The 25,449-nt window shown below is 61.6% G+C and carries 24 protein-coding genes; 12 read left to right on the top strand and 12 right to left on the bottom strand.

What is annotated here, in order from left to right; all coding sequences use genetic code 11:
- Window positions 1-92 precede the first annotated feature (92 nt).
- The gene (locus YU3_RS0128575) at window positions 93-446 is read right to left on the bottom strand and encodes a hypothetical protein (protein WP_027169432.1); all 354 of its coding nucleotides are present in this window, start codon (window positions 444-446) and stop codon (window positions 93-95) included.
- A gap of 698 nt (window positions 447-1,144) precedes the next feature.
- Between YU3_RS0128575 and YU3_RS0128580 the strand changes: the two genes are divergently transcribed.
- From YU3_RS0128580 to pqqE, 8 genes are all read left to right on the top strand, one after another.
- Complete coding sequence (locus YU3_RS0128580; RefSeq protein ID WP_027169433.1) at window positions 1,145-3,043, top strand: methanol/ethanol family PQQ-dependent dehydrogenase; 1,899 nt, start codon at window positions 1,145-1,147, stop codon at window positions 3,041-3,043.
- Between the two features lie 155 nt (window positions 3,044-3,198).
- The gene (locus YU3_RS0128585) at window positions 3,199-3,723 is read left to right on the top strand and encodes a c-type cytochrome, methanol metabolism-related (RefSeq protein ID WP_027169434.1); all 525 of its coding nucleotides are present in this window, start codon (window positions 3,199-3,201) and stop codon (window positions 3,721-3,723) included.
- A gap of 1 nt (window position 3,724) precedes the next feature.
- Complete coding sequence (locus tag YU3_RS0128590; protein WP_027169435.1) at window positions 3,725-4,597, top strand: substrate-binding domain-containing protein; 873 nt, start codon at window positions 3,725-3,727, stop codon at window positions 4,595-4,597.
- A 165-nt stretch (window positions 4,598-4,762) separates the two neighbouring features.
- A complete protein-coding gene (locus YU3_RS42170; protein ID WP_280798265.1) occupies window positions 4,763-4,897 on the top strand; it encodes a hypothetical protein in 135 nt (44 codons plus the stop codon).
- Window positions 4,898-5,050: 153 nt separating this feature from the next.
- Complete coding sequence (gene pqqB / locus YU3_RS0128600; RefSeq protein ID WP_027169436.1) at window positions 5,051-5,989, top strand: pyrroloquinoline quinone biosynthesis protein PqqB; 939 nt, start codon at window positions 5,051-5,053, stop codon at window positions 5,987-5,989.
- Window positions 5,986-6,741 (top strand): pyrroloquinoline-quinone synthase PqqC, encoded by a 756-nt coding sequence (gene pqqC / locus YU3_RS0128605; protein ID WP_027169437.1) that lies wholly within the window; start codon window positions 5,986-5,988, stop codon window positions 6,739-6,741. The genes pqqB and pqqC overlap by 4 nt, the downstream gene beginning before the upstream one ends.
- Window positions 6,741-7,037: a pyrroloquinoline quinone biosynthesis peptide chaperone PqqD gene (pqqD, locus tag YU3_RS0128610; protein WP_027169496.1), complete on the top strand. Its 297-nt coding sequence runs from the start codon at window positions 6,741-6,743 to the stop codon at window positions 7,035-7,037. The genes pqqC and pqqD overlap by 1 nt, the downstream gene beginning before the upstream one ends.
- Window positions 7,034-8,155 (top strand): pyrroloquinoline quinone biosynthesis protein PqqE, encoded by a 1,122-nt coding sequence (gene pqqE, locus YU3_RS0128615; RefSeq protein WP_036259779.1) that lies wholly within the window; start codon window positions 7,034-7,036, stop codon window positions 8,153-8,155. The genes pqqD and pqqE overlap by 4 nt, the downstream gene beginning before the upstream one ends.
- Before the next feature lie 292 nt (window positions 8,156-8,447).
- On the opposite strand, the gene YU3_RS0128625 is transcribed toward pqqE, so the two are convergent.
- The 10 genes from YU3_RS0128625 to YU3_RS0128670 all read right to left on the bottom strand — a co-directional run bounded on the left by YU3_RS0128625 (window position 8,448) and on the right by YU3_RS0128670 (window position 18,149).
- On the bottom strand, window positions 8,448-9,236 hold the full coding sequence (locus tag YU3_RS0128625; RefSeq protein WP_027169439.1) for a creatininase: 789 nt from the start codon (window positions 9,234-9,236) through the stop codon (window positions 8,448-8,450).
- A 7-nt stretch (window positions 9,237-9,243) separates the two neighbouring features.
- Entirely contained in the window at window positions 9,244-10,164 is a 921-nt protein-coding gene (locus YU3_RS37655) for an amidohydrolase family protein (RefSeq protein WP_051334110.1), read from the bottom strand.
- 392 nt (window positions 10,165-10,556) lie between these two features.
- Entirely contained in the window at window positions 10,557-11,123 is a 567-nt protein-coding gene (locus tag YU3_RS0128635) for a HupE/UreJ family protein (RefSeq protein ID WP_027169440.1), read from the bottom strand.
- A gap of 63 nt (window positions 11,124-11,186) precedes the next feature.
- Window positions 11,187-11,726, bottom strand: coding sequence for a hypothetical protein (locus YU3_RS0128640; RefSeq protein WP_348631196.1), 540 nt, complete (start codon window positions 11,724-11,726; stop codon window positions 11,187-11,189).
- Complete coding sequence (locus YU3_RS0128645) at window positions 11,726-12,934, bottom strand: agmatinase family protein (RefSeq protein WP_027169442.1); 1,209 nt, start codon at window positions 12,932-12,934, stop codon at window positions 11,726-11,728. Before YU3_RS0128645 ends, YU3_RS0128640 begins: the two co-directional genes overlap by 1 nt.
- 12 nt (window positions 12,935-12,946) lie before the next feature.
- Window positions 12,947-13,756: an ATP-binding cassette domain-containing protein gene (locus YU3_RS0128650; RefSeq protein WP_027169443.1), complete on the bottom strand. Its 810-nt coding sequence runs from the start codon at window positions 13,754-13,756 to the stop codon at window positions 12,947-12,949.
- Entirely contained in the window at window positions 13,753-14,577 is an 825-nt protein-coding gene (locus YU3_RS0128655; RefSeq protein WP_027169444.1) for an ABC transporter permease, read from the bottom strand. The genes YU3_RS0128650 and YU3_RS0128655 overlap by 4 nt, the downstream gene beginning before the upstream one ends.
- 96 nt (window positions 14,578-14,673) lie before the next feature.
- Window positions 14,674-15,738 carry a putative urea ABC transporter substrate-binding protein gene (locus YU3_RS0128660; protein ID WP_027169445.1) on the bottom strand — a complete coding sequence of 355 codons (1,065 nt, stop codon included), beginning with the start codon at window positions 15,736-15,738 and terminating at the stop codon, window positions 14,674-14,676.
- 885 nt (window positions 15,739-16,623) lie between these two features.
- Window positions 16,624-17,181, bottom strand: coding sequence for a cytochrome b (locus YU3_RS0128665; protein WP_245273689.1), 558 nt, complete (start codon window positions 17,179-17,181; stop codon window positions 16,624-16,626).
- A 131-nt stretch (window positions 17,182-17,312) separates the two neighbouring features.
- Window positions 17,313-18,149, bottom strand: a complete 837-nt coding sequence (locus YU3_RS0128670) for a universal stress protein (protein WP_027169447.1) — start codon at window positions 18,147-18,149, stop codon at window positions 17,313-17,315.
- A 167-nt stretch (window positions 18,150-18,316) separates the two neighbouring features.
- Here YU3_RS0128670 and YU3_RS0128675 point away from each other — a divergent pair, with 167 nt between their 5' ends.
- Both YU3_RS0128675 and YU3_RS0128680 read left to right on the top strand, forming a co-directional pair.
- Window positions 18,317-18,715: a cytochrome c gene (locus YU3_RS0128675; protein WP_051334111.1), complete on the top strand. Its 399-nt coding sequence runs from the start codon at window positions 18,317-18,319 to the stop codon at window positions 18,713-18,715.
- Window positions 18,716-18,779: 64 nt separating this feature from the next.
- Window positions 18,780-20,339, top strand: a complete 1,560-nt coding sequence (locus tag YU3_RS0128680; protein WP_027169449.1) for a bifunctional aminoglycoside phosphotransferase/ATP-binding protein — start codon at window positions 18,780-18,782, stop codon at window positions 20,337-20,339.
- Here YU3_RS0128680 and YU3_RS0128685 read toward each other — a convergent pair.
- A complete protein-coding gene (locus YU3_RS0128685) occupies window positions 20,320-23,034 on the bottom strand; it encodes a bifunctional acetate--CoA ligase family protein/GNAT family N-acetyltransferase (RefSeq protein WP_027169450.1) in 2,715 nt (904 codons plus the stop codon). The genes YU3_RS0128680 and YU3_RS0128685 overlap by 20 nt on opposite strands.
- A gap of 150 nt (window positions 23,035-23,184) precedes the next feature.
- Here YU3_RS0128685 and YU3_RS0128690 point away from each other — a divergent pair, with 150 nt between their 5' ends.
- Both YU3_RS0128690 and YU3_RS0128695 read left to right on the top strand, forming a co-directional pair.
- On the top strand, window positions 23,185-23,571 hold the full coding sequence (locus tag YU3_RS0128690; RefSeq protein ID WP_027169451.1) for a DUF302 domain-containing protein: 387 nt from the start codon (window positions 23,185-23,187) through the stop codon (window positions 23,569-23,571).
- Between the two features lie 8 nt (window positions 23,572-23,579).
- Window positions 23,580-25,439, top strand: a complete 1,860-nt coding sequence (locus tag YU3_RS0128695) for a heavy metal translocating P-type ATPase (protein ID WP_027169452.1) — start codon at window positions 23,580-23,582, stop codon at window positions 25,437-25,439.
- The last annotated feature ends 10 nt before the right edge of the window (window positions 25,440-25,449 follow it).

The following is a 25,449-nucleotide window of genomic DNA, read 5'->3' on the forward strand; positions in this document are numbered from 1 at the left end:
CAGAAGTGCGCAGCGGTTCTGGGACAACAACGACATGCATCAAAACAGTGACTTAAAACGCGTCGCCTGAATCCGTTTCAGCGCGACGCGCTTTAGAAGCAACGCACGTCGGCTTCCGCCTGCGCACGCTTCAACTCCGTGCGCGCGGCTTTCGCCGGCGCGCTTTCGCGAAACAGCCCCGCATTCTCGCCCGTCGTCAGGGACATGCTCTTGAAGGTCTCGGCCCTCTCATAATGGTCGTATGGGAGGATCGAGGCGATGACATCGATCGAGCAGGAACAACTCTCCAGCGCCTGACGCGTCTGGCCATTCGTCTGCATGCAGCCGAGCACGTAGTCGACGATCGTCGCCGTCGGGTAGTCTCCCGCGGCGCCGGCTGGATTTGCATAGACCGGCGTCGATGCAAGGACGAGCGACAGGACCGAAAATCCAGCATATCTGACCATGAGAATTCCTCCTGTTGCCTGGGCGCGAGACAGCGAGACAGCGTCGTCGCGCCCAGTTGGCGACATGCCGCAGGCCCGGTCAACCTCTCACCGTCTCCATATAGGACCAAAGGAGGAATGCCCTGCCCGCCGACGGCAACGCCTCAAGGAAGCCTCACGGCCTGCCCCACGCCCGTCTTCCCAGGCTATATTCACACCCGCATCACTACCGGCAACCAAAGAGGATATCGCCAATACCTTCGAGTAAAATAGGCTGAAATAAGATCAAACCATATCGCGTAGGAAATACAGATAAGGTTAGAATTTTATATATATCAGGAGCCGCGCACGACCATTCGGCGCCCCGTGACTGGGAACTGTTTTTGCTTTTCTTCTATATATTGCATTGCATCACAAGCATGCTGCAGCGCAAAAACTCCATAGGGGTTTTTCCTTGCCTGCCATTTTGCAATGACATAGCCTTGACGACGTTTCCGGCTTCAAGGACGTCGCTGTGAATAGGGAGCGGCGGCAGTCTTTCGTAGGCCAATCGGGCGGGTGCAGGCTAGGTTGAACTATAGTAGAGGAAAGAAATGTTCCTCTGCTGGGTTTAGTCTAGGTCGTGACACGCTGCCGGAAATACTTCCCAAACTGAATCGCTTGGACAAGCCTTGCGGGGCTTAACGATCGATTTCTCGTTGTGAACCTGGGAGGATTTGATGCGCGCACTTACCCAAGCTACTTACATCGTAACGGCCTCCGCGCTGCTGTCGTTCGGTGCGCTCTATACGGCGTCAGCCAACGAAGAGCTCGCGAAAATGGCCAAAAACCCAAAAGACTGGGTGATGCAGACGGGGGATTACGCCAACACCCGCTATTCCAAGCTCAAGCAGATCAACAAGGAGAATGTGAAGAACCTGCAGGTCAAGTGGACCTTCTCGACCGGCGTGCTGCGCGGCCATGAAGGCGGCCCACTGATCATCGGCGATGTGATGTATGTCCACGCGCCGTTCCCCAACACCGTCTATGCTCTGGATCTCAACAATGACGGAAAGATCCTCTGGAGGTACGAGCCCAAGCAAGACGAGAACGTCATTCCGATCATGTGCTGCGACACGGTCAATCGCGGCGTCGCCTACGGTGACGGCAAGATCATTCTCAACCAGGCCGACACCACCGTCGTCGCGCTCGATGCCAAGACCGGCAAGGTCGTCTGGTCGGTTAAGAACGGCGAAGAGATCAATGGCGGAAAGGGCGAATCCGGCACATCGGCGCCCGTGGTCGTCAAGGACAAGGTTCTCGTCGGTGTCTCCGGCGCGGAATTCGGCGTCCGCGGCTGGCTAGCCGCCTACAACCTGAAAGACGGCAAGCTCGCCTGGAAGGCCTATTCGGAAGGTCCGGATGCAGAGACCCTGCTCGATCCCGACAAGACCACGCAACTCGGCAAGCCGGTGGGGAAGGATTCCGGCACGAACACCTGGGAAGGCGAACAGTGGAAGACGGGTGGCGGCACGACATGGGGATGGTATTCCTATGATCCCAAGCTGAACCTCGTCTATTACGGCACCGGCAATCCCTCGACGTGGAATCCGGTCCAGCGTCCCGGAGACAATCGCTGGTCGATGACCATCTTCGCCCGCGATGCCGACACCGGCATGGCCAAATGGGTCTACCAGATGACCCCGCATGACGAATGGGACTATGACGGCATCAACGAGATGATTCTCGTCGATGACATGGAAGTCAAAGGCAAAAAGCACGACGTGCTGGTGCACTTCGACCGCAACGGCTTTGCCTACACCATGGATCGCGCCACTGGCGAACTTCTCGTCGCCAAGAAATACGATCCGGCGGTGAACTGGGCGACGGAGGTCAATATGGACCCCAAGAGCAAGGAATATGGCCGCCCGCAGGTCGTGGCGAAATATTCGACCCAGCAAAACGGTGAAGACACCAACTCGACGGGCATCTGCCCGGCGGCGCTTGGAACCAAGGACCAGCAGCCGGCAGCCTATTCACCGAAGACCGGGCTGTTCTACGTGCCGACCAACCATGTCTGCATGGACTACGAGCCCTACAAGGTGAGCTACACGGCCGGCCAGCCTTATGTGGGCGCCACCGTGTCGATGTATCCGGCCCCCGGCGGCGACAAAATGGGCAACTTCATTGCCTGGGATGCCGCCAAGGGTGAGATCGTCTGGTCGAAGCCCGAGCAGTTCTCGGTGTGGTCGGGCGCATTGGCGACCGCTGGCGACGTCATCTTCTACGGCACGCTCGAAGGCTACATCAAGGCGGTCGATGAGCACGGCAAGGAACTCTACAAGTTCAAGACCCCGTCCGGCATCATCGGCAACGTCACGCCCTTCGAGCATGACGGCAAGCAGTATATCGCCGTTCTGTCCGGGGTTGGCGGATGGGCCGGTATCGGTCTGGCAGGCGGACTGCTGTCGCCTGACAACGCCGCTGCCTGGCATGGCGCCGTCGATCAAGGCCGACAGCAAGGCGATCAGGCCGCGGTCGTTGGAACCGCCGGTCTCGGAGCGGTCGGCGGCTACGCAGCACTTGCCGACTACACGACGCTCGGCGGTCAGCTCACCGTCTTCGGTCTTCCGGACTGATATCCGGGAACGGCCTTAAAGAAGGCCTGAAAGCAAGAGAGAGCCCGGACGCCGAAACCCCGCCGGGCTCTCGATTTCACCGCGCACCCGCACATCGATCGATGCCGCTTCGCGACGGCAAACCCTTGTCCTTAACAAAAGAAGGAAGCGTCTGAATGTCTGTTCGCATTGCAATTTCCGTCCTCGCTTTGGCTCTTCTGCCTCTGGCCGGCTCAAGTCTGGCCCAGGCTGAGGACAGCGCCGAAAAAGCCAAGGCAGTGAAGGAAGAGGGCGGCAAGTATTTGGATGCGGATGGAAACCCAACCTACAAGATCGAGAACGGAACGGTGGATTGGTACACGTTCAGCGGTTACCGCCGCTATCACTCGGACTGCCATGTCTGTCACGGACAGGACGGAACGGGTTCGAGCTATGCGCCGGCCCTGGCCAACAGCCTGAAAAACATCGACTATCCCACTTTCCTCTCGATCGTCGCCCAGGGTCGCAAGAATACCGGCAGCGGCAAGGAAAACGTCATGCCTGCCTTTGGCGACAACAAGAACGTCTATTGCTACATGGACGATCTCTACGTCTATTTGCGCGCCCGCGCCGATGGCGCTGCGCCCCGCGGCAGGCCGCCCAAGCACGAAGACAAGGCCAAGGCGGCGAAAGACGCGGAAGCGTCCTGCATGGGTGGATGACATGACCGGCCGCGACGCATCGAAGCTGCGCGTCATCCTGCCGATCCTCGGCGCGGTCGCTTTGTTGCCGTCGAACGTCGAGGCGCAGGGCGCTGGTCTCGGGGCTGCCGGGGAACTGGTCGATCCGGACATCCTGCGCGTCTGCGCCGATCCTTCGAACATGCCGTTCACGGACCAGAGCGGCCAAGGCTTCGAAAACAAGCTGGCCGAGCTGGTTGCCAGCAAGACAGGGCGGAAGTCGGTCACCTACACCTGGTTTCCAACCGTCATCGGCTTCGTGCGCAATACGCTTGCCGCCAACCATTGCGACGTCATCATGGGCTATGCCCAAGGCGATGAGCTGGTGCAGAACACCAATGCCTACTACCGCTCTTCCTATGTGCTCGTGCATCCGAAGGGCGACGGCCTCGAGGGCGTCGAGACGATCGAGGATCCGAAACTCGCCGGCAAGAGGATCGGCGTCGTCGAACGCACGCCGCCGACGGCCAACATGGCCGCCAACAAACTCTTGCGAACGGCAAAGATCTACCCGCTGGCCGTCGACACGCGCGTCACCCCGTCGATGGGCGAGGTTGTGATCAAGGACATGCTGGCCGGCAAGATCGATGCGGCGATCCTGTGGGGACCGATGGCAGGCTACTATGCCAAGCAACTCGGGGCCAATGTCGATATTGTCCCGCTGGTCAAGGAAAAGACCGGCTCGCGCATGTCCTACCGCATCACCATGGGAGTACGTCCATCCGACCAGGAATGGAAGCGCACGCTGAACAAGGTGATCCGTGAGAACCAGGCGGAGATCAACAAGCTTCTGCTCGACTACAACGTGCCGCTGATCGACGAACATGACAACCCGATCACCTCGACGCCGGGGTGAGCTTGATCGGAGCGAAACGAGATAGGAGGCAAGGAACTGATCTTTGAGGCAGAGGTTATTGGTTTTGCTCGTTTGCTTTTGGTTGTTTGAGAACCCAGTGTTTCATTTGTCCATTTTGAGAGGTGATGGACGAGCCATTGCATCGCCCGCAATGGCGCCAACGACATGACCGGCCCCTTCGGGCTGGCGGAAAAGGAGAATGTCATGAAGAAGAGCTGGAAGAAACCGACCATGTGCCAGGTTGCCGCGGGCTTCGAAATTTCGCGCTATCTGCCTGCTGAAATTCCTCCCAGGAAGTAGGCCACAGCGGTGCATGTCCCTGGCTACAGGGGCATGCATCCCCTTGCCGCGTAAGGTCGTCGCGACGGGCTTTGCCGCGGGAAACGGGACGCCGAAGCCGTTTGCTGAAGAGATTTTCCTGCGGGTCGAATGGGCCGCGGAGCAAGCATTGCCATGCGCGTGAAGATCATCGGGTCGGCGGCGGGAGGCGGCTTTCCGCAATGGAACTGCAACTATCGCCTGAGCCGCGCGGCTCGCGCCGGGATGGCCGGCGTGCAGTCACGAACCCAATCAAGCATTGCCGCATCGGCGAATGGGGTCGATTGGGTTCTCTTCAACGCCTCTCCGGATATCCGCCAGCAGATCGCGCAAACGCCTGAACTGCAGCCCGCAGCCGACGCGCCGCTGCGCTCGACGCCGATCCGGGCGGTGGTGTTGACCAATGCCGACGTCGACCATATCGCCGGCCTGCTCAGCCTGCGCGAACGGCAACCTTTCGCGATCTATGCAACGGCACAGGTGCTGGCGACGCTGGAGGCGAATTCGATCTTCAATGTTCTCGATCCGGCAATCGTGCCGCGGCGCCTGCTGGCGGCGGAGGAGCAAGTTGCGCTCTGCGATGCGCACGGCCACGAGACCGGCGTTGTCGTCGAGAGCTTTCCCGTGCCCGGGAAGATCGCGCTCTATCTCGAGGACAGAGCCCATCCAGACGCCGATTTCAGCTCAGACGCCGGCGACACGATCGGAGTCCGGATCACCGGGGCCGGCAGTCGCGGCGCCGTCTTCTACATCCCGGGCTGCGCGCGCGTCGATGCCGCCTTGCGCGCGCGCCTGGCCGATGCCGCCTGCCTACTATTCGACGGCACCGTCTACACAGACGACGAGATGATCGGTGCCGGCGTCGGCCAGAAAACCGGCGCGCGCATGGGGCACATCGCAATGTCTGGAGAAGCAGGTTCGATCGCGGGATTGGCCGATGTGAAGATCGGCCGCCGCATCTTCGTCCATATCAACAACACCAATCCTGTTCTCGACGAGAATTCCGCCGAACACGCGGCAGTCAAGGCGGCTGGCTGGGAAGTCGCCGGCGATGGGATGGAGATGGAATTTTGAGCGATTTCCGCGACGCGGCCAGAGGTGGCCTGTCCAACAGCGAGCTCGAGGCCGTGCTGCGGCAGGTCGGTGCCGAGCGCTATCACAACCACCATCCTTTCCATCACAGGATGACCAGCGGCGCCCTGTCGAAGGCCGAAATGCAGGCCTGGGCGCTGAACCGCTATTGCTACCAGGCCGTCATTCCGCGCAAGGACGCTATGATCCTGGCACGTGCGGAGGATCCGGCGTTTCGCGCCGCCTGGCGCAAACGCATCGAGGACCACGACGGCGCGGACGGCTGGAGCGGCGGCATCGCGCGCTGGCTGCATCTGGCCACCTCGCTCGGGCTCGATGCCGAAACCGTCAAGAGCGAAAGGCTGGCGCTGCCGGCGACCCGCTTCGTCGTCGGCGCCTACCTTTCCTTCTGCGCGGACCGCACGCTGCTCGAGGCGGTTGCATCGTCGCTGACCGAGATGTTCTCGCCGCTCATCATCGGCGAGCGCGTGCCGGCGATGCTGGCCAGATACGACTACATCACCGAGGACACGCTGGCCTATTTCAGCCGGCGGCCAGAACAGGCATCGCGCGATGCCGACTTCGCCCTCGCCTACGTGCTCGGCCATGCCGACACGGCGGAGCGCCAGCAGCAGGCGATCGATGCGCTGGTGTTCAAATGCGATATACTCTGGGCCATGCTCGATGCGCTTCAACATGCCTATGGCGCGCCGGGAAACATCCCGCCCGGCGCCTTCCAGCCGGAGGCGGCCTGATGGTGGCGCTGCGCGAAAGAACCATCGTGTCGTTGCGATCGGTGCCGTCGCTGCCGAAGCATGTGCGCATACAATACGACCCCGTACGGCAGGCCTTCGCCGTGCTTTCGCCGGAGAAGGTATTCTGGCCGAACGAGATCAGTCTCGACATACTGCGCCGCTGCGACGGGCGATCCACCGTCGGCCACATCATCGCCGGTCTTGCCGCCGAATATGACGCCGAGCAGGAGGCCGTGGCGGCCGACGTCATCGCCTTCCTGCAGGAATGGTCGGACAAGCTGCTGGTGAAACTATGAGCGAGCTCCTTCTGCCTCCGATCGGCATGCTGGCGGAATTGACGCATCGCTGCCCGCTGCAGTGCCCCTATTGCTCCAATCCGCTCGAATTGCTGAAGGCCAATCGCGAGCTCGACACACAGACCTGGCTCGATCTGTTCTCGCAGGCCGCCAATCTCGGCGTCCTGCAGGTGCATCTGTCCGGCGGCGAACCGACGCTGCGCCGCGACCTCGAGCAATTGATCGCCGGGCTTTCGGCGCGCGGTGTCTATACCAACCTCATCACCGCCGGCATCAATATTGCCGAAGGCCGCATCGAGGCCTTTGCCGAAGCCGGGCTCGACCACCTGCAGCTGAGCTTTCAGGGTGCCCGGCCGGCGACCACCGATCGTATCGGCAACCACCGGGGCAGCCATGAAAAGAAGCTGGAGACGGCACGCCGCGCCCGCGCGGCCGGCCTGCCGCTCACCATCAACGCGCCGATCCATCGTCACAACATCGAGGAGGTGCCGGAATTCATCGATATGGCCCTTTCGTTGGGCGCTGAGCGGCTTGAGATCGCCAACGTGCAGTATGCCGGCTGGGCGCTGGCCAATCGCAATGCGCTGATGCCCGAACGTGCCGCGGTCGAACGGCAGGCGGAGATCGTCACGGCGGCGCAGGAACGGCTTGCCGGCGTCATCAACATCGATTTCGTCCCGCCGGATTATTTTGCCATCTATCCCAAGCCATGCATGGGCGGCTGGGCGCGCGACGCCTTCATGGTGGCTCCGGACGGCACCGTGCTGCCGTGCCATGCCGCGCAGACGATTCCTTCGCTTCGCTTCGAGCGCTTCGGAGAGCGCACGCTTGCCGAAATCTGGACCGATTCACCGGCATTCAATGCCTTCCGCGGCACCGAGTGGATGCGCGAGCCGTGCCGAAGCTGCGAGCGCCGCGAGGTCGACTGGGGCGGCTGCAGGTGTCAGGCGATGGCGATTGCCGGTGACGCCGCGGCTACGGATCCGGCCTGCAGCAAGTCGCCGATCCACGCTCGCATGGCCACGCTCATCGATGAAACGCGGCGCGCCGTGGCGGATACTGCGGCGGACGAAGCTTTCATCTATCGTCGGATAGGAGTCGTGACCGAGTCCGCCTGACTGTTTCGTGAGAAACAACATGGTAGCGGTTTGTTCGCCAGCTTATGTTTCTCGTATCTTTTCACTTGGTGTGGCGAACCAATTGCACAGGAAACGGAGCGGCCCGTCTTATTTGCTCACAAGCCTGATGATCGTCTCGATGTTGAAATTCACGCGCTCATCGTAGCGTTTGCAGAAATGACCGGCCGGTTGACGCACGGCAAGATCATCACCGCAACTGCGAGCGGCTTTGATATAATTCTATCATTGCGACAACGTGGCCTGACCATCGACACACACGCGCCGCATCGCCCTACAGTCCATCCATGGCTGCGAAATAGTCCCGCAAGGCGGCTGCGATGTCCGGAACGATCTGTTGGACAACCGCCTTGCCCTTTTCAACCGATGCGCCGGCGGCCGAAGTCAACACACCATGCGGGGGGATTGGCCGGAGATCAAAGGGATAGACGTCGAAAAGCGGTAACTCGGCCGGCTTGTCGTCCGGGATCTTGTCGACGCGCACGAGGTCGGGGCGCAGATGCAGCATCACCGACGTCTCCATCACAGCGGCATGCTCAAGCGCCCAGCTGATCAGGCCATCGGGAAAAAGCACTGCTTCGGTCGCCTTGGAGATGAATTCCCAATATGGAAGCTTGACCACGGTGAGGTCGTTGACGCCCTCCCGCCGCTGGTCGGTCAGGGCGAGGTCAGCCGCCTCGGTGATGAACCACTGGTTTTCCATATGGCCGTCGAACAAGACGATCCTGCGGGCGCCGTGCCTTGCGAATTCATTGACGAGATCGCGCAGCAGCGCGACCAGCGTCGCGGCATTGAGGCTGATCGTGCCGGGGAAATGGTTGCCCCCGCCGGTCTTTGGCTGCGACTTGTAGCCATAAGAAATCGGCGGCGCGACAATGCCGCCGAGTTCGGGGGCGACCAGCAGCGCGATCCCCTCCGGTAGGATGACGTCGGTCGACAGCGGCAGATGCGGGCCGTGCTGCTCGGTCGAGCCGATCGGCACGAAGATGATCGGATTATCATCCTTCACCCGCTGGTCGAATTCCATCCAGGTCATCTCGGCAAGGCGAATTCGTCGCGTCATCGCCGCCTCACGCATCGGACGCCCAGCGGTTGATGCCGATGTCCATTCCGTAGCAGCGCTGGATGACCTTGGTGAAGGCAGGCTCCAACTCACCATTGGCCGCTTCGACACCCAGCGTGTATTCGATGAATTCCGGCATCATGGCTCGCAGTTCCGCCAGCAGCGCCTTCTCGTCGACCTTCGTCAGCCGGCCGTTCTCAACCACCACCTCGCCATTGACGAAGACCTTCTCGATCGACGAACCCTCCTCGCAATAGACAAGGTGGTTGCGGACGTCGTTGAGCGGCGTGAAATTGGCTGTTTTCATGTCAAGGATCAGGAGATCGGCCCTCTTGCCAGGCTCCAGCGAGCCGATCTCGTCCTGCAGCAGTGCGGTGCGCGCGCCGCCGATCGTGCCGGCATGAAGCACTTCGGAGGCCGTCAGCCAGCGGGCCCAGTCCGGATTGTTGACCTTGTGCATCAGCCCGGCTGCCTTCATCACATCGAAGATGCGTGGCGTGTCGTTGGAGCATATGCCGTCGGAGCCTAGGCCAATGTTGACGCCCGCCGTCAAGAGCTTGCGCACCGGCGCCGAGCCAGCGCCGAGCTTTTGGTTGGAGATGGCGTTGTGAGCCACCGAGACGCCGGCGCGGCCCATCCGCTCGATATCGTCGTCGTTCACCCAGATCGAATGGGCAATCGTCGTCCACGGGTTCAAGAGGCCGAGGTCATCCATGTAGGCCATCAGTGACTTGCCATGGAATTCGGGGCCGGTCACGCCCTGGACCTTGGTTTCCACGATATGGGTATGGAACGGTACGCCCCATTCCCTGGCAAGGTCGTTCGCCGCGAGCATCAGGTCGACGGTGCAGCGTTGCGGCGCCGATGGCGCCAGCATGGTGCGAATGCGGCCGGCGCGGCCGTGGAAGCGGCCATGGACCTCCTTCACATAGGACTCATTGTGAAGCGTGATGTGGTTTCTAATGGGCCGCGACTGGGGAGCGGACCCAGCCACATCATTCTTGCCGACGCGATATGGAAAGTCGTGAGGGAATGCCGTCGAACTCTCCAGGAGCAACGACCGCCGAAGGGCAGATCAACCGCCTCAAAGACCTTCGGATGTGCCATATAGGATAGGCCGAGCCAGCGCGGAATTCCGGGCGTCTGCATGTCGCCAAATCTGTGTCCTCACCGCCATACAATAGAGGATAGTCAAAGTCGCTCAGCGCGGGCCTTCATCAGTTGATAAAGCATGGTGCGAAAGCGGCGAAATGCTAGCAGCCACTTCTGTCTCATCACTTTTTCGTCCCTGATTGAAAGCCACGCGCTTCGCGGACTGATTCAGACGAGCTGCGCGGCCATGACCATCCCAACCATCGAAGTGGCGACACCGGCGGTGCGGATGGCTCCCGGCCAACCGGCAAGTTTGGTGGCGGACAACACGCCCATCGCATGCAGGACCGAGGTGGCGAGGACGAAACCAACGGCATAAGCGAGGCCACTGTCGCTTTCGGGAATCTCAAGGCCGTGGGCGTTTCCATGGAACAATCCGAACAAGGCCGTCAGCGACACGGCGACGGCCAGCGGCAAGGGCTTCGCCAGACCGACCATCGCCCCGAACACCACGAGCGACAGTGCGATGCCGGTCTCAAGGGAGGGCAAGCCGAGGCCGGCGGCTCCGAACAGGGCTCCGGCGACCATAGCGGAGACGAAGAACAACGGAACGAGAACAACGGCGCGCCCGCCGGTTCTCGCGGCGATCATGCCGACAGCTACCATCGCGAGCAGATGGTCGATGCCGAAGAGAGGATGCTCGACGCCGGCCAGGAAGCCATGGACGTGATCGCCGCCCGGATGGGCGAACGCCAACGAGGGTGTCAAGACGGCCAAGGCCGAAAGGATAGTCATGCCAAGTCTTGGAAACGTTTTCATGGTTGGGCCTGTCCGATGAATGAGGTTGACGAATGAGTTTCAATGTCCGGGAACGGCGAATTGCGAGGCAGCGGAACGGTCGGCAAGGGCGCGCGCCGCGGCGAAGCCGAGATGTTTTTGCTGGGTGCCGTCGTGATAGATGAAAGCAAGGCGGCGGCGATGCGACGTCAGGCGCGCCGGCAACGGATGATAGGCGACACCAGTACCTCCGACGAGCGGCATGACGGCACCGACATCGACCAGATCCTCGGTCTCGACGCGCAGCAGATGAAGCCGCACGCCGTCTTCCATTTCACCGACAAAAGGTATGCCGGCAAGACGCAGAAAGCTGGACGGGTCCGGTGCCCGCGCGAATCCTTCCAGGAAGGCCGTTTCGACAAGATCGAGATCGACCGAGGCGGGGTCGACGGGCGACTCCTGGGCCTGGTCAGGAGGCAGATGCGGCGTCTGCCATTGCAGCGGCTTGCCCGCGGGCCCGTTGTGGCCGAGAGGGCGACCGTGGTGATGACCATTCGACCCATGATGATGGTGGCCGTCGCCATGGTCATGGCCGTGGTGGTGATGATCGTCGTGCATCATCAAAAACTCACCGGCTTGTCGATGATGGATTTATGCTTGCCGAGATTGCCGTGGGCGACCATCGAGCCGAGCGCCTCGACGACGACGCGCACGCCGAATAGCGCCGTGATGTCGGACGTGTCGTAGGGCGGAGAGACCTCGACCACTTCCAATCCACAAATGCCGGGCGCCGTCACCAGCCCAAGCAGCTTGAGCGCTTCGCGCGGCAGGAAACCGCCAGGCTCTGGCCATCCCGTGCCGGGCACGAAACCGCAATCGAGGCTGTCGACGTCGAAAGAGATGTAGACGGCATCGGTGTCCTTCCAGGCGAGTTCGAGAGCGACTTCCGCCGCCTTCTCAAGTCCCATCTGCTCAATATCGGAAATGGTGAGCACGTTGGTGCCCCGCTTCCTCGCCTCCGCGACGCCGTAACGGGGAACCTGCCAGCCACCAATTCCGAGCTGCACGAGATTGGTCGCCGAGACGTTCGGCAGATTGGTCGCCCAATACCAGGGCGTGGTGTGCATGCGCTCGTCGAGATCCTTTTCCTGGATGTCGATATGACGATCGAAATGGATGATGCCGATGCGCTTGGAGGTGACGTCGGCGATGCCGCGCACGCAAGGGAAACCGATAGAATGGTCGCCACCCAGCATGATCGGCAGCGCGCCCGACGAGGCGACATGGCTGACGCCCTTGGTGATCTGGTCAAAGCTCTTTTCGAGGTTGGCCGGAATGGTGAAGACGTCGCCGGCGTCGCAAAGCGTCATCTGTTCGCGCAGGTCGACGCCGAGTTCGTAGTTGTAAGGCGTGTAGAGCGCCGAGATACGGCGGATGCCTTGCGGCCCGAACCGGGTTCCCGGCCGGTAAGTAGTGCCGCTGTCAAAGGGAATGCCAATGACGGCCGCATCATATTTGCCGACATCGCGGACGTTTTCGACATAGGGCGCCTTCAAAAAGGTGTTGATGCCGGCGAAATGTGGCAGCTCGCCGCGCGCGAATGTCGGGATCGACTTGTCGACGATCGAATCCGATCCGGGCAGGCCCATGTCGAGCGCCCATTGCTGCTCCTTGCGCCAGCCGCTTTCCGGCAGCTTCCCCTCGGCCTCGATCGACTTCCAGCCCTGCGTGCCGCGGGCATCAAAATCAGGATGGTGCAAATGCCGTGCCGGCTCCCGGGCGACCAGGCCCGCACGGCGATGACTGCGTTCTGGAATGTCCGTGTGCATGAAAAACCTCCGTTACGACGCCGTCGTCGCAATTGCGCTGTCCAGCCGGGTCGTCCCGACCATCGCAGCCACTTTGGCCACGTCTTGTGAGGAAGCCCGGTTCTTGCGGTCGAGCTTCAGATCGTAGGTGATCGTCGCGCCATAGGCGGACGGGAATTGGGGGTCGTGGCGCACCTTGTCGAAGACCAGCACGCGTGTGCCGAGCTTGAAGGCCTCGCCGATATCGTGGGTGACCATGACCACGGTCATGCCGTGCTCGGTCCACAGCTCGGTCAGCAGTTCATGCATCTCGACGCGGATGCCGGGATCGAGCGCACCGAACGGCTCGTCGAGAAGCAATATTTGCGGCCGGCCGAGCAAAGTCTGCGCAATCGCCAGCCGCTGCTGCATGCCGCCCGAGAGCGAGGCGGGATAGAGGTCGCGCGCATGGGCAAGGCCAACCCGCTCCAGCATGGCTTCGGCCTCTTTCCTGGCGTTTCTGCGCCTGGCGCCGAAGACGCGGCCAAACGGCCCGCCCGAACGAAAGTCTTCGATCAGCAGCAGGTTCTGGATGGCGGTCAAATGCGGGAACACCGAATAGCGCTGGAAGACGATGCCACGCTGCGGCGTCGGCTCGGGCACGATCAACCGATCGCCGACGATGACCACACCGCCGCTCTGCTGCTCCTGGCCGAGCAGGATGCGCAGGAACGTCGATTTTCCGCAGCCGCTGGCGCCGACCAACGACAGGAATTCGCCGGGCTCTGCGGTGACATTGACTTGCTCCAGCACGCAGGCGTCGCCGTAGTTCTTCTCGAGCCCATGGACGACGATACGGCTCATTTGTCTTGCACCGGATGAGCCCAAGGGGAGATGATGTGCGAAAGCCGGACCAGCAGCCAATCGGTGATGACGGCCAGGAGCGTGATCCAGGCGACATAGGGAAGGATGACGTCCATCGACAGATAGCGGCGGACGAGGAAGATGCGGTAGCCCAGACCTTCGGTGGAGGCGATGGCTTCGGCGGCGATCAGGAACAGCCAGGCCGGCCCAAGCGCCAGCCGCACGCAGGTGATGAGGCGCGGCATGACCTGCGGCAGCACCAGCCGCAGCACCATGGTCCAGCTGTTGCCACCAAGCGTCTGTGCCTTGGCCACCAGTTCGGTCGGCAACTCCATCACCCGGTTGGCAATGTCTCGCACCATGACCGGGGCGACGCCAAGGGCGATCAGCGTGATCTTGGCCGTTTCTCCCAAGCCGAGTGTGATGAACAGGATTGGCAACAGCGCCAGCGGCGGGATGACACAGATCACGGTAATGAAGGGAAGCAAGAAAGCCTGCACGCGCGGAATGAAGCCGATGGCGATGCCAAGTGAAAGCGCGACGAGCGTTGCCACACCCACGCCTGAGAACAGCCTGACGAGACTGGCATAGGTGTCGACCCACAGGATGAGGTCGCCTGAGCGCTTGTCCGGAACCGTGGCAAGGTCCAGGAAAGCCGACCACATCTGTGCCGGCGAGGGCAGCAGCTTGTCGGCAGGGTTGGCGGCCAGCCTTTTGCCCGACGCGATCAGATAGGCGGCCGCTACGACCAGAAATGGCAAAACGCCGAGAAACAAGGCGCCACCTCGGGAGACCCTTGCGTTGATGAGGCGTAGCCGCACTTTCGGCCGTGGCCGGCCGGCACGCGCGACTTCCTGGCCAGCGTGCTGTCCGGCATTCACCGCACCGATTCCTCTGGCCAACATATCGCGAAAGCCTCAGAGCGTTCCGGCCGCCGCCTGGGCCATGAAGGCCGGATCAAAACGCAGTTTGACGTTGTTGGCGTCGCCCAGGGTCGAGCCATCGGGGAAACTCATGCCGATCACATCGACGCTTGGCGCATTTGTGCCGAGGATGCCGTGGGTGAACAGGAAGTTGCGGACGAGATCCATCGTCTTCGGCAATTCGGTGCCCTTGGTGAAATCGACCGCCTTGGCCGGCTCGAAGAACATCGCCGTCGTCGCAAGCTGCGCGTCGAAGCCGGCAAGATCAGTACCCGACGCCTTGGCCATTTCTTCCTTGGCCGCCTTGCCCTCGGGCGAACCCGAGGTCATCAGCGCCATCGCTTCGTACCATGCGCCGACCAGCGCCTTGCCCAATGCCGGATTGTCCTTCAGCGTCTCGGTGTTGACGACCATCATGTCGATGATCTCGCCAGGGATCTGCGTCGAATCAAAAACCTTGTTGGCGCCGGGTATGGCGACGATTTCCGACACCATCGGGTTCCATGTGACAACAGACGTGACGTCGCTGGTGCCGTAGGCAGCGACCATGTCGGCATCGGACGTGTTGACCACCGTGATGTCCTTCTCGGCAAGCCCGACCGTCTCCAGCGCGCGCGCCAGCAGGTAGTGCGATACCGAGAGCTCCACGAGATTGACCTTCTGGCCGGCAATGTCCTTCAGTGCGGCCTTGTCCTTGAGGATGACGGCATCGTTGCCATTGGAGAAGTCGCCGATGATCAGCGCGGTCGTATCGATGCCGCCGCCGGCCGGAATGGACAGCGCATCCATATTGGTCATAGCGCAACCGTCAAAGCCGCCGGCAGTGTACTGATTGATACTTTCGACATAGTCGTTGATGCGGGTGATCTCGACATTGATGCCGTATTTTTCGGCCCATTTCTTCATGATGCCGCTGTCGGAAAGGTAGCCCCAGGGCATCCATCCGACATAGATCGACCAACAGATCTTGAAGTCTTTCTTGGGCGCCGCCTGCGTGGCCGGGATGAAGGGAAGGCTGAGTGACGCGGCTAGGATGATTGCGGCCAGCTTGCGAAGCATTGCGTACCCCTGTTTGCGATCCGGATTGCGTCCGGACTTTTGTTGGGGCTTACACAGCGCGCATCCGGGAGAGGTTCGCGCCAGCAAACCCGTGCAGGGTTCTCCCGGGATTTTGGCCCGCCGTGTTCCGCCGGATGCCTCAATGCATCCTGGGCGGTCGCATCTCTTGGACCAGCACCGCCCTAATCGCGATCGGAACCCTAGACGCTCTGCACCTAGAACAAGATGCAAGCTGCGTGCCAGGTTCGAATGGCGCGGTTTGCACGACATATTCACGTGCGCCGCCGCGTCGATGATAAAAAAATCATCGCAGCGCCTGAAGATTGGGCAGCCGTGATCGCGCATCGACCGATGTCGCCGGCAGGTGTCTTAGCCAGATATGACGGCGGTCGAAGAACGTCACCAGTGTGCCGTTCAGAATTATCTATTGCTATCCAGAATTAAGCTGGGCTGCGGGAGTCGTTTCGGCGCTCGTACAAAAAGCTTGAGCGCATCGTTGCCGCACGACATGACACGAAGCGTGGTCTCGATCCGGGAAAGACGATAAGCAACGATAATGGTGGGCCCGGAGGACGTATTCAAATTATTGATTTTATTGAGTTTTTCGTGGGCCAAAATCAGAAGCTTTTTCGTATCGTCCCAGACGGTTCCGCCACAGGCGTCCGCAGCCAGAGGTAGTTAACTCTCCCCTTCGGCTTACGCAAGATAGTCTTGACGTTTCTTGGACCTATCGAAATCAATTGGGTTTTGACCGATCTCACATCGCTGCCACGCATGATCCCGTCTCCAAAAGTACCGTCACGGTATCGCGCAATAAGGCTGCAAGGTGGGCGTGGAGGTGCCATCCGGTGCAAATGGCGACATAGTTCGATGGTCGCTTCCAACCTACCGGCGATCTTGAGTCAAATCGGGCGGCGCCATGGGATTCATACGCTCGAGCGTCCGGTCCTTCAGAATGAATTGATGCCAGAGCGCGATAAGCGCGTGCAGGCCGACGAGCCAAAGAATCAGCGTTCCGCCGGTTTCGTGCAAATCTGCAATCTCTCCTGGCGCGCCTTGCACTGACTCCGTCAGGCTCGGCAGACCGATACCAAGAAAGGAGACCGGCACGCCGAGCCGGGAGGCGGCGTACCAGCCGCTCAACGGTAGCGCGATGAGGAGAACGTAGAGGAGAGTGTGTCCGGCACGCGCTGCGAGGTCGAGCCATTGTTTCTGCGGATCTTCGATCTGGGGCGCGGCACCCAGCCATCGGGCCAGCAGGCGAGGAATGACCAGCAGCAACACGGCAAGCCCTACTGTAAAGTGAACGTAGGAGGGGTCCGTCCGCGCGTGACGGCCCCCTACGGCCGTGAACCACGCGACCACCACGAGCACCGCCGTCAGCCAATGAATTGCGATCATGATCTGCGAATACCGATACATCAGAGTTGCCCTTGAGGTCATTTGGCGCTCTCACAGTCCCACAAGCGCCAATATGTTCCAGATAGCTCCTCTGCCGGAGCCGAGACAACATACAGGCCACTCGGACGGCGAAGCATAAGGATTCGAAATTCGCCTCTCGGTGGATTCGGCCTTCAACGAGCCACGATGACCGGCAGCCCCGGGTTCTCGATCATCGATCTGCTCACGCCGCCGAAAATCCTCTCGCGCAGCCGGGAATGGCCGTAGGCGCCCATGACCATGAGCTCGGCGCCGGTGTCGACCGCGTGCTGGCGAAGAACGTCGACGATCGAATGATTAGAACTCGGCAGGCGGTCCACGGCTACCTTCACACCGTGGCGGGAGAGATAGGTCGCCACGTCTGCCCCGGGTTCCGCGCCGTGGTGCCGTTCGTCCTCGACAGGATCAATCATGACGACGCGCACCTCGTCGGCACCTGAAAGGATGTCGAGCGACTCTCGCACAGCGCGCGACGCTTCCAGGCTGGCGTCCCATGCGACGAGGACGCGTTTCGGTTTCAACGTCGCGGACACCCCTGCGGGGACAAGCAGGATTGGCTTCCCAGACGAAAACAGCGCGCCTTCAATGACTTTCTCCTTGAGCGTTTGGCTCGCTAGCAAGTCCGGCCCAAGGACGGTTATATCGGCGTAACGCGCGCGCCGGCCAATGACCTCATCTGCCCAGGCATGGTCAGGATAGTCGTCACTTAGGTCCGTCGAAACGGGGCTCGCCGACAGCATTCTGGAAACGGCCGAATTCCGCTTCTCCAGCATTTCCATTTCGGCTTCCCGCTCCGCGAGCCAAGCCGGCGAAACCACCTCGGCATATGCTCCGCCAGAGGGAGGCGCCGCGATCACCAGAACAAGCACCGAGAGATGGGCATTGATTTCTTCGCACAGGCCGGTTGCAAGCTTCAGATCACCGTCGCCCTGATCGGCCCCTGTAACCGTGAGCAATGTCTTGAATGGCATGGCGGCGACTCCTTGTTTGGGGACTTCACAGAGAACGTACCCGTAGCCAGGTGGTCGGAAACCGTCCTTGCGCTGAATCAAACCGATCCCTTCCCAAGATTGATCCCGGTCAACGTATGCGTGCGCGACACGCCCTAGCCTGACCTTAATGGCTGGAGGCGGATCAAATGAGATTCGGGACGACTATCGGTTTCCTGGCGCTGACGCTGAGCGCCGCGACGGCACAACAAATGAGCAATGGACAGCAGGAATATCTGAATTCCTGCGCCGTCTGCCACGGCGTGGACGGCAGGGGCGACGGACCAATGGCCGACGTATTACGGAAGCGCCCCGCGAATTTGACCACGCTGACAAGGCGCAATGGCGGGGAGTTTCCCTACTGGCGGGTCTACGCGACAATCGATGGCCGCGGCCTCGTGACGGAGCATGGCGAGCGCGACATGCCGGTCTGGGGCAATCAGTTCCTGCCTGACGACGTCAAGAAGTACGGTCCCTACGGCGGGGAGGCCGTAACCACGGAACGCATTCAAAACCTCGCCGGTTACGTCCAGGCGCTCCAGCGCTAGTAAGACTCGCAGGGCTCCAATCGGCAAGACCGAACGACATGCAACAGGCCAAGGGGCACACGCAATGATCGCTCAAAATCAAGACGTCGTGGTCGAGATGCTGAAGGACCCTGCCACCTATTGCGAGGCTGGTCCCGTCGAGACGATCGAAACCCATATTTCCCGGATATTCCTTATCGGGCAACGCGCATTCAAAATGAAGCGCGCGGTCAAGCTGCCTTATGTCGATTTTTCGACACCGGAGTTGCGGGTCGCCGCGTGCGAAAAGGAAGTGGAGTTGAATTCCAGAACGGCACCCGGTCTCTATCTCAATGTCCGCCGCATCACGCGTGCGGGAAATCGGCTTGCGATGGATGGATCGGGAGAACTGGTCGACGCTGTTATCGAGATGGTTCGCTTCGATCAGTCGAACCTCTTCGATCGCATGGCCGCCGCGGGGAAGTTGTCACCCTCGCTGATGATAAGCGTGGCGCGCATGATTGCGCAATATCACCGCAGCGCTGAAGTAATCCATGCTGGCAGCGGATCGGCCAACATCGGCGGCGTGCTTGAAATCAATTCGGCCGGGTTTGCGACAAGCCACGTGTTCGACGGAAAGGAAATCGAAACGTTCAACGCGGCGTTTCGCGACGCCCTCGCCCGCCACGCCGGCCTGCTTGACCGGCGGGAGGCGGCAGGCCGTGTCCGCCGCTGCCATGGCGACCTGCATCTGCGCAACATCTGCGTCTTCGATAGCGAGCCTCGGCTGTTCGATTGCATCGAGTTCAACGACCAGATCGCCACCGTCGATGTCCTCTACGATCTCGCATTCCTGTTGATGGACCTGTGGCATCGCGGTTTTCCGCAATTCGCCAATCTGGTGATGAATCGCTATCTCGACGACGCCGATGACGAAGACGGCTTCATTCTCCTGTCTTTTTTCATGGCGGTGCGGGCGGCGGTGCGCGCCCACGTGACCGCGACGCAGGTCGAGGAGGGCAGCCAGGACTTCACAAAGCTGATTGCCGAAGCGCGATCCTATTTCCAACTCGCGCAAACCCTGCTTGCCCAAACACCCACTCGGCTCGTCGCAATCGGCGGTTTGAGCGGCTCGGGCAAGACGACGGTCGCCGAAGCGCTTGCACCGCAGATCGGCGCGCCGCCTGGGGCCAGGATCGTCGAGAGCGACCGCATCCGCAAGGCCATGCATGGCGTGGCCGCCGAAACGAAGCTGCCGGACAAGGCCTACCGGCCCGGCGTGTCGGAACGCGTCTATCGCCAGATCGCCTGGCGTTCGGAGCTGATCCTTGCCGAAGGGGGCTCCGTCGTCGCCGATGCCGTATTCGACAAGCTGGAGGATCGCGACAGGATCGAGCGCGCGGCGAGCGAGGCAGATGTTCCGTTTGCAGGATTTTGGCTAGCGGCTGATCCGTCGGTGCTTTGGCGCCGGGTCACCGAGCGCAAGGCCGGCCCGTCCGATGCCACGATCGACATCCTGTCGCGGCAATTGCAGCGCGATGTCGGTCCATTGATCTGGCGCAAGATCGAGGCGGACCGCAAGGCAGCTGAAATCACAGCCGAGATGGCGGCCCTGGTTGAGGGCACCGCTTCATCTGCAGTCGGCCTCAGGAAGACGGGATCATAGAGCTGGCGGGCGCTTGGCTGATCTCCAGGGTCGCCACGGACAGACCCGCTTCACCGGGGTGGCGGGCTATCGAGAACCCAAACTCCCGGCACATTGCGAGCATCTTGCGATTTTCGTTGAGGATCGTGCCCTCGATGCGCCTGATGCGTTCAGCCCTCGCATAGTCGATTACCTGGTTCAGCAGATCCCATCCCAGGCCATGGCCCTGCAGGTCCGATCGCACGAGCAGCGCAAATTCGCCGCTACTGTGATCGGGATCGCAGGAAAGCCGACCGATCCCCGCCAGCGCTCCCGTGTCCTTTTCAAGCGCGACAAAGGCGATGTCGCGATCGTAGTCGAGCTGCGTGAGCCGTTTCAGCATCTGGTCCGGGAAGTTCTTGCGCAGTGACAGGAACCGCAGCCTCAGGTCATCGGGGGAAATCTTCGCCATGAACGCGGGATAGAGCGCTACGTCCGCCGGGACGATCGGCCGGATGTGAAAGGCCATGCCCTCCGACAGAAGATCGCGGCCCCATCCTGACGGATAGGGCCTAATGGAAAGGGCCGGGTTCGGCGCCGGTTCCTCCACACGCCGCGGGTCGATTTCGATGCGGGCATCGAGCGCAATGATGCCTTCGTCGTCGGCCAGCAGCGGGTTGATGTCGAGGGAGACCAGGCAAGGGAAGTCGACGATCATCTGCGACAGGCCATTCAGCGCGGCGATCATCGCGACTCGATCGGCAGGCTTGCGATCGCGATAGCCGGCAAGCAGGCGGCCTATTCTGGTCGCGTCGATCGCGTCTCCGGCCAGCACGTCGTCAAGCGGCGGCAGGGCGATCGCGGTATCGTTCACAACCTCAACCGCTGTGCCGCCGGTGCCAAACAGAATGACCGGGCCGAACATTGGGTCCAGGTTCACGCCCAAAATGAGCTCCTGCGCATGCTCGCGCATGACCATGGCCTGTACGGTGTAGCCGTCCACCTTGGCCTCCGGCGACTGAGTGCGCAGGCGCGTCTCGATCGACTGGGCGGCCTCCGCAGCCTTCTCGGCAGTCGCAATGTTGAGGACCACGCCGCCGACATCCGACTTGTGTGAAACCGCCTTCGACAGCAGTTTGACGACCACCTTTTCGGAACTTTCGAGGAGGTGGCCGGCTGCCCGCGCCACCTCCGTGATGGATCCAGCTACAATGGTTCTTGGCACGGGGATGCCATAGGCGGCTATCGCCGCTTTCGCTTCCGGCTCCGTCAGCATGCGCCGCCCCTCGCTTGCCACTTGCTGGAAGATGGCGAGCACCGACGCTCTTCCGTCGACCCGGTCGTCGCCCTGGCTCGAAGGCGTACGCAGGAGCGCCCGCTGGGCCCGCGACCATTCGCTGAGATAGGAAGCCGCGACTGCGGCGTCCTCCGGCGTTTCGAAGCTGGCGATACCGGCTTCCGTCAGGATCCGCCGGCCCTCGCGCGCAGTGTGTTCGCCGAGCCAGCACGCAAGGAGCGGTTTTCCTCCGATCTCGCCCACTTCGCCAAGCGCGGCCACCTTCCTTGCCGCGTTTTCCGAAGAACCAAGCCCGGTGGGGCAGTTCATCACCAGGATAACGTCCGTTCCCGGATCCGCCGCCAAGGCTTCGAGCGCCACCCCGTAGCGCTCCGGCGCCGCGTCCCCGACGAGGTCGATCGGGTTCGCGTGCGACCATGTCGGCGGCAGCACATGGTCGAGCTGCTCGATCGTCGATGGCGCAAGTTCAGCCAACTCGCATCCACGATCGATGAGCTTGTCGACGGCAAGAACACCGGCGCCGCCGCCATTGGTGACGATACCGACATGTGCCTGCTCGAGCGGAGCGTGACGCGCGACCGTCTCGGCCGCATCGAGCAACTCGGCGAGATCATCCACGCGCAACACCCCTGCCCTGCGCAAGGCGGCGCCCACCACCCTGTCCGCACCCGAAAGCGCGCCTGTGTGTGTCGCCGCCGCCCTGGCGGCCTGTTCGTGCCGGCCAGGTTTGATTGCGATAACCGGCTTGAGGCGCGCGGCCGCCCGTGCGGCCGACATGAACTTGCGCGGATTGGGTATGGTTTCGAGATACATCACGATAGCTCGCGTGTGAAAATCGCCCGCCAGCATGTCGAGGCAGTCGCCGACGTCGACGTCCGCCATGTCGCCGAGGGAAATGATCCGGGAAAAGCCGACATTGTTCTCGGCCGCCCAGTCGATCAGCGATGTGGCGATCGCGCCGGACTGCGAGATCAGAGCGATATTCCCAGGCCTCGCCGCCATATGTGCGAAACTGGCGTTGAGCTTTGCTGGAGGGACCATCAACCCGACTGTGTTCGGCCCGATGATGCGCATAAGCGAGGGCTTGGCTGCGTCGAGCATCGCCTGGCGCAAGCCGTTCGCCTGGTTGAGTCCGGCCGTTATGACGACGGCCGCTCGTGTTCCCTTCCCGGCCAGTTCCCGCACGATGTCGGGAACGGTGTCGGGAGGGGTCACGATCACGGCCAGATCGGGAACGCCCGGCAGATCGGCGACCGTGCTGTAGCAGCGGTGGCCGATCACGTGCGAATGTTTGGGATTGACCGGCCAAATCTCTCCCTCGAAGCCGCCGCTCACGATGTTGTCGAAGACAACGCGACCGACTGAGCCAACGCGCCCGGTCGCGCCGACGACAACGACGGATTTCGGCGAGATCGCGTACTCAAGATTTCGGATTGTCATCCCGGCAAACTCCTTGCCGCCACATTCGCCGATGGCACCGGGCATTCATTGCGCTGGATCAAAGCGTCATCCGATCCCTTAAGGCTAGCTACGGCGACGCCGACCCCAACCGGTCTCTGCGGGCGAAGATCGCCGTCGAAGGAGAACCCGATGAGCTATTATTTCAGCAAAAGCCTCGACATGCCGTTCGCAGCGGCGATCGAACATGTAATCAAAAAGCTTGCCGGCAAGGGCTTCGGCATTCTGACCAGGATCGATGTCCAGCACACGATGAAGGTCAAGCTAGGCGTCGACTTCAAGCCATACATGATCCTCGGCGCCTGCAATCCGCATTTCGCATGGCGCGCGCTGCAGGCCGAGGACAAGATCGGCGCCATGCTGCCTTGCAACGTGATTGTGACCGAGACCGCTCCCGGACAGGTCGAGGTGGCGGCTGTCGATCCGATGGCGGCGATGGGAGCCATCGACAACCCGCAACTTGCCGCAACGGCAAAGGATGTCCGGCTGTTGCTGCGGGAAATGATCGGCGAACTTTGACGACCGCCATGAAGGAATCCATGCTGCGGCGTGCGTTGCTGATCACAGCCGTTGTCGGTCTGGCGCTAGGGCTCGGCGTCTGGCGCAGCGGTATTGGTCCCATCTCGCGTGACACAATCTGGGCAGCGGCAACCCTGCCCGTCGTTGTCACACTCGCCATCTCCATCTTGCGGGATTTCTGGATCGGCCGGATCGGCGTCGACGCGATCGCGCTGGTTTCAATGTCGGCGGCACTGCTGCTGGGGCAGGCTCTGGCGGCGGTGGTTGTCGCCATCATGTACGCTGGCGGCACAGTGCTTGAAGATCTGGCGCGCGGTCGAGCGGAGCGGAATCTGAGGGCTCTGACCGACAGGGCTCCGCGCGTGGCGCATCGCAGATCCGCACATGGCACTGAGACCGTTCCGATCGATCAGGTGACGGTCGGCGACGAGCTTTTGGTGCGCGCCGGCGAATTGCTGCCCGTGGACGGCATCCTCATCGACGCTTCGGCCCAACTCGATGAGTCGACCGTCACCGGAGAGCCCCTGCCGGAGCGGCGCCGCACCGGCGACGGATTGCGAAGCGGCACGGTCAATGCAGGCGAGGCCTTTTTCATGCGGGCTTCCGCTGTCGCCGACAAGAGCACCTATGCCGCGATCCTGCGCATGGTCGCTGCCGCGCAAACCGCCAAGGCGCCGTTCATACGCATTGCCGATCGCTTCGCCCTGCTGCTGCTTCCGGCCACTCTGCTGGTCGCCGGCATCGCCTGGTATCTTTCCAATGATCCGATCCGCGCCCTCGCCGTTCTGGTGGTCGCAACGCCCTGTCCGCTGATCCTCGCGGCCCCCGTTGCATTCATCGGCGGTGTGTCGCGCGCCGCCCACGCCGGCATCCTGATGAAGGGCAGCGCCGCGATCGAGGCGCTCGCCCAGACACGCACCGCGATCTTCGACAAGACCGGAACCTTGACTCTCGGCGGCACCGAACTGATCGAGATCGACGTCGCTCCGGGCCAGCAAGCCGATGAGCTGCTGCGCCTGCTGGCCTCGCTCGAACAAGCTTCGCATCATATTCTTGCGGATTCGATTGTCCGCATCGCTCGCCATAGAAACCTGACGCTTTCTCAACCTCATGATGTTCGCGAACATCGTGGAGAAGGCCTGAAGGGTCAGGTAGATCGGATGTCGGTCGCGGCAGGGTCGAGATCGCTCGTCATTGGGAACAGACCGCTGCCGAAGTGGGCGGAAAGTGGAGAGGAACGGCATCGCAACGCGCAAGTACTCAGGGTGTTTCTGGCTATCGATGGCCAGCTTACCGGTATTTTCACATTCGGAGACGCCATACGCGAGGATGCTCCCGACACTCTCGGGGTTCTGCGTTCAGCGGGGGTCGCGCGGATTGTAATGCTCACCGGCGACGATGGCACGGCAGCCGAAAAGGTCTCCGCTTCGCTTCAGCTCGATGAGTTCTTTGCCGATGCCACGCCTGCCGAAAAGGTCGCGACAGTCGAGGCCGAGAAGGCCAAGGCGCCGACGATGATGGTGGGTGACGGCATCAACGACGCCCCTGCCCTTGCCGCGGCGACCGTGGGCATTGCTATGGGGGCTCGTGGCGGGACGGCTTCGTCGGAGGCGGCGGACGTAGTTGTGCTGACCGACAGGCTGCAGCCTGTCGCGGAAGCATTGCGAATCTCCAGGCGCACGCGCGGGATCGCTCTGCAGAGCATCATCGTCGGGCTGGCGCTCTCGGGCGCCGCGATGATCGCGGCCGCCATGGGGTACATAACGCCGGTGGCGGGAGCAATTCTTCAAGAGGGCATAGACGTCGCCGTCATCCTCAATGCGCTGCGTGCGCTTGGCGACGGGCGTTTGAAACACAATCGGAACTAGGAGAACTGAA

Origin of the sequence: Mesorhizobium sp. WSM3224, from assembly GCF_000427725.1 — a bacterium.
In the GTDB taxonomy this organism is placed as follows: domain Bacteria; phylum Pseudomonadota; class Alphaproteobacteria; order Rhizobiales; family Rhizobiaceae; genus Mesorhizobium.

What these genes read in the sequence shown, in the direction of transcription:
- YU3_RS0128575 (WP_027169432.1), bottom strand. Translation starts at nt 446, where the DNA reads ATGGTCAGATATGCTGGATTTTCGGTCCTGTCGCTCGTCCTTGCATCG.
- YU3_RS0128580 (WP_027169433.1), top strand. Translation starts at nt 1,145, where the DNA reads ATGCGCGCACTTACCCAAGCTACTTACATCGTAACGGCCTCCGCGCTG.
- YU3_RS0128585 (WP_027169434.1), top strand. Translation starts at nt 3,199, where the DNA reads ATGTCTGTTCGCATTGCAATTTCCGTCCTCGCTTTGGCTCTTCTGCCT.
- YU3_RS0128590 (WP_027169435.1), top strand. Translation starts at nt 3,725, where the DNA reads ATGACCGGCCGCGACGCATCGAAGCTGCGCGTCATCCTGCCGATCCTC.
- YU3_RS42170 (WP_280798265.1), top strand. Translation starts at nt 4,763, where the DNA reads ATGACCGGCCCCTTCGGGCTGGCGGAAAAGGAGAATGTCATGAAGAAG.
- pqqB (WP_027169436.1), top strand. Translation starts at nt 5,051, where the DNA reads ATGCGCGTGAAGATCATCGGGTCGGCGGCGGGAGGCGGCTTTCCGCAA.
- pqqD (WP_027169496.1), top strand. Translation starts at nt 6,741, where the DNA reads ATGGTGGCGCTGCGCGAAAGAACCATCGTGTCGTTGCGATCGGTGCCG.
- pqqE (WP_036259779.1), top strand. Translation starts at nt 7,034, where the DNA reads ATGAGCGAGCTCCTTCTGCCTCCGATCGGCATGCTGGCGGAATTGACG.
- YU3_RS0128625 (WP_027169439.1), bottom strand. Translation starts at nt 9,236, where the DNA reads ATGACGCGACGAATTCGCCTTGCCGAGATGACCTGGATGGAATTCGAC.
- YU3_RS0128635 (WP_027169440.1), bottom strand. Translation starts at nt 11,123, where the DNA reads ATGACTATCCTTTCGGCCTTGGCCGTCTTGACACCCTCGTTGGCGTTC.
- YU3_RS0128640 (WP_348631196.1), bottom strand. Translation starts at nt 11,726, where the DNA reads ATGATGCACGACGATCATCACCACCACGGCCATGACCATGGCGACGGC.
- YU3_RS0128645 (WP_027169442.1), bottom strand. Translation starts at nt 12,934, where the DNA reads ATGCACACGGACATTCCAGAACGCAGTCATCGCCGTGCGGGCCTGGTC.
- YU3_RS0128650 (WP_027169443.1), bottom strand. Translation starts at nt 13,756, where the DNA reads ATGAGCCGTATCGTCGTCCATGGGCTCGAGAAGAACTACGGCGACGCC.
- YU3_RS0128660 (WP_027169445.1), bottom strand. Translation starts at nt 15,738, where the DNA reads ATGCTTCGCAAGCTGGCCGCAATCATCCTAGCCGCGTCACTCAGCCTT.
- YU3_RS0128665 (WP_245273689.1), bottom strand. Translation starts at nt 17,181, where the DNA reads ATGACCTCAAGGGCAACTCTGATGTATCGGTATTCGCAGATCATGATC.
- YU3_RS0128670 (WP_027169447.1), bottom strand. Translation starts at nt 18,149, where the DNA reads ATGCCATTCAAGACATTGCTCACGGTTACAGGGGCCGATCAGGGCGAC.
- YU3_RS0128675 (WP_051334111.1), top strand. Translation starts at nt 18,317, where the DNA reads ATGAGATTCGGGACGACTATCGGTTTCCTGGCGCTGACGCTGAGCGCC.
- YU3_RS0128680 (WP_027169449.1), top strand. Translation starts at nt 18,780, where the DNA reads ATGATCGCTCAAAATCAAGACGTCGTGGTCGAGATGCTGAAGGACCCT.
- YU3_RS0128685 (WP_027169450.1), bottom strand. Translation starts at nt 23,034, where the DNA reads ATGACAATCCGAAATCTTGAGTACGCGATCTCGCCGAAATCCGTCGTT.
- YU3_RS0128690 (WP_027169451.1), top strand. Translation starts at nt 23,185, where the DNA reads ATGAGCTATTATTTCAGCAAAAGCCTCGACATGCCGTTCGCAGCGGCG.
- YU3_RS0128695 (WP_027169452.1), top strand. Translation starts at nt 23,580, where the DNA reads ATGAAGGAATCCATGCTGCGGCGTGCGTTGCTGATCACAGCCGTTGTC.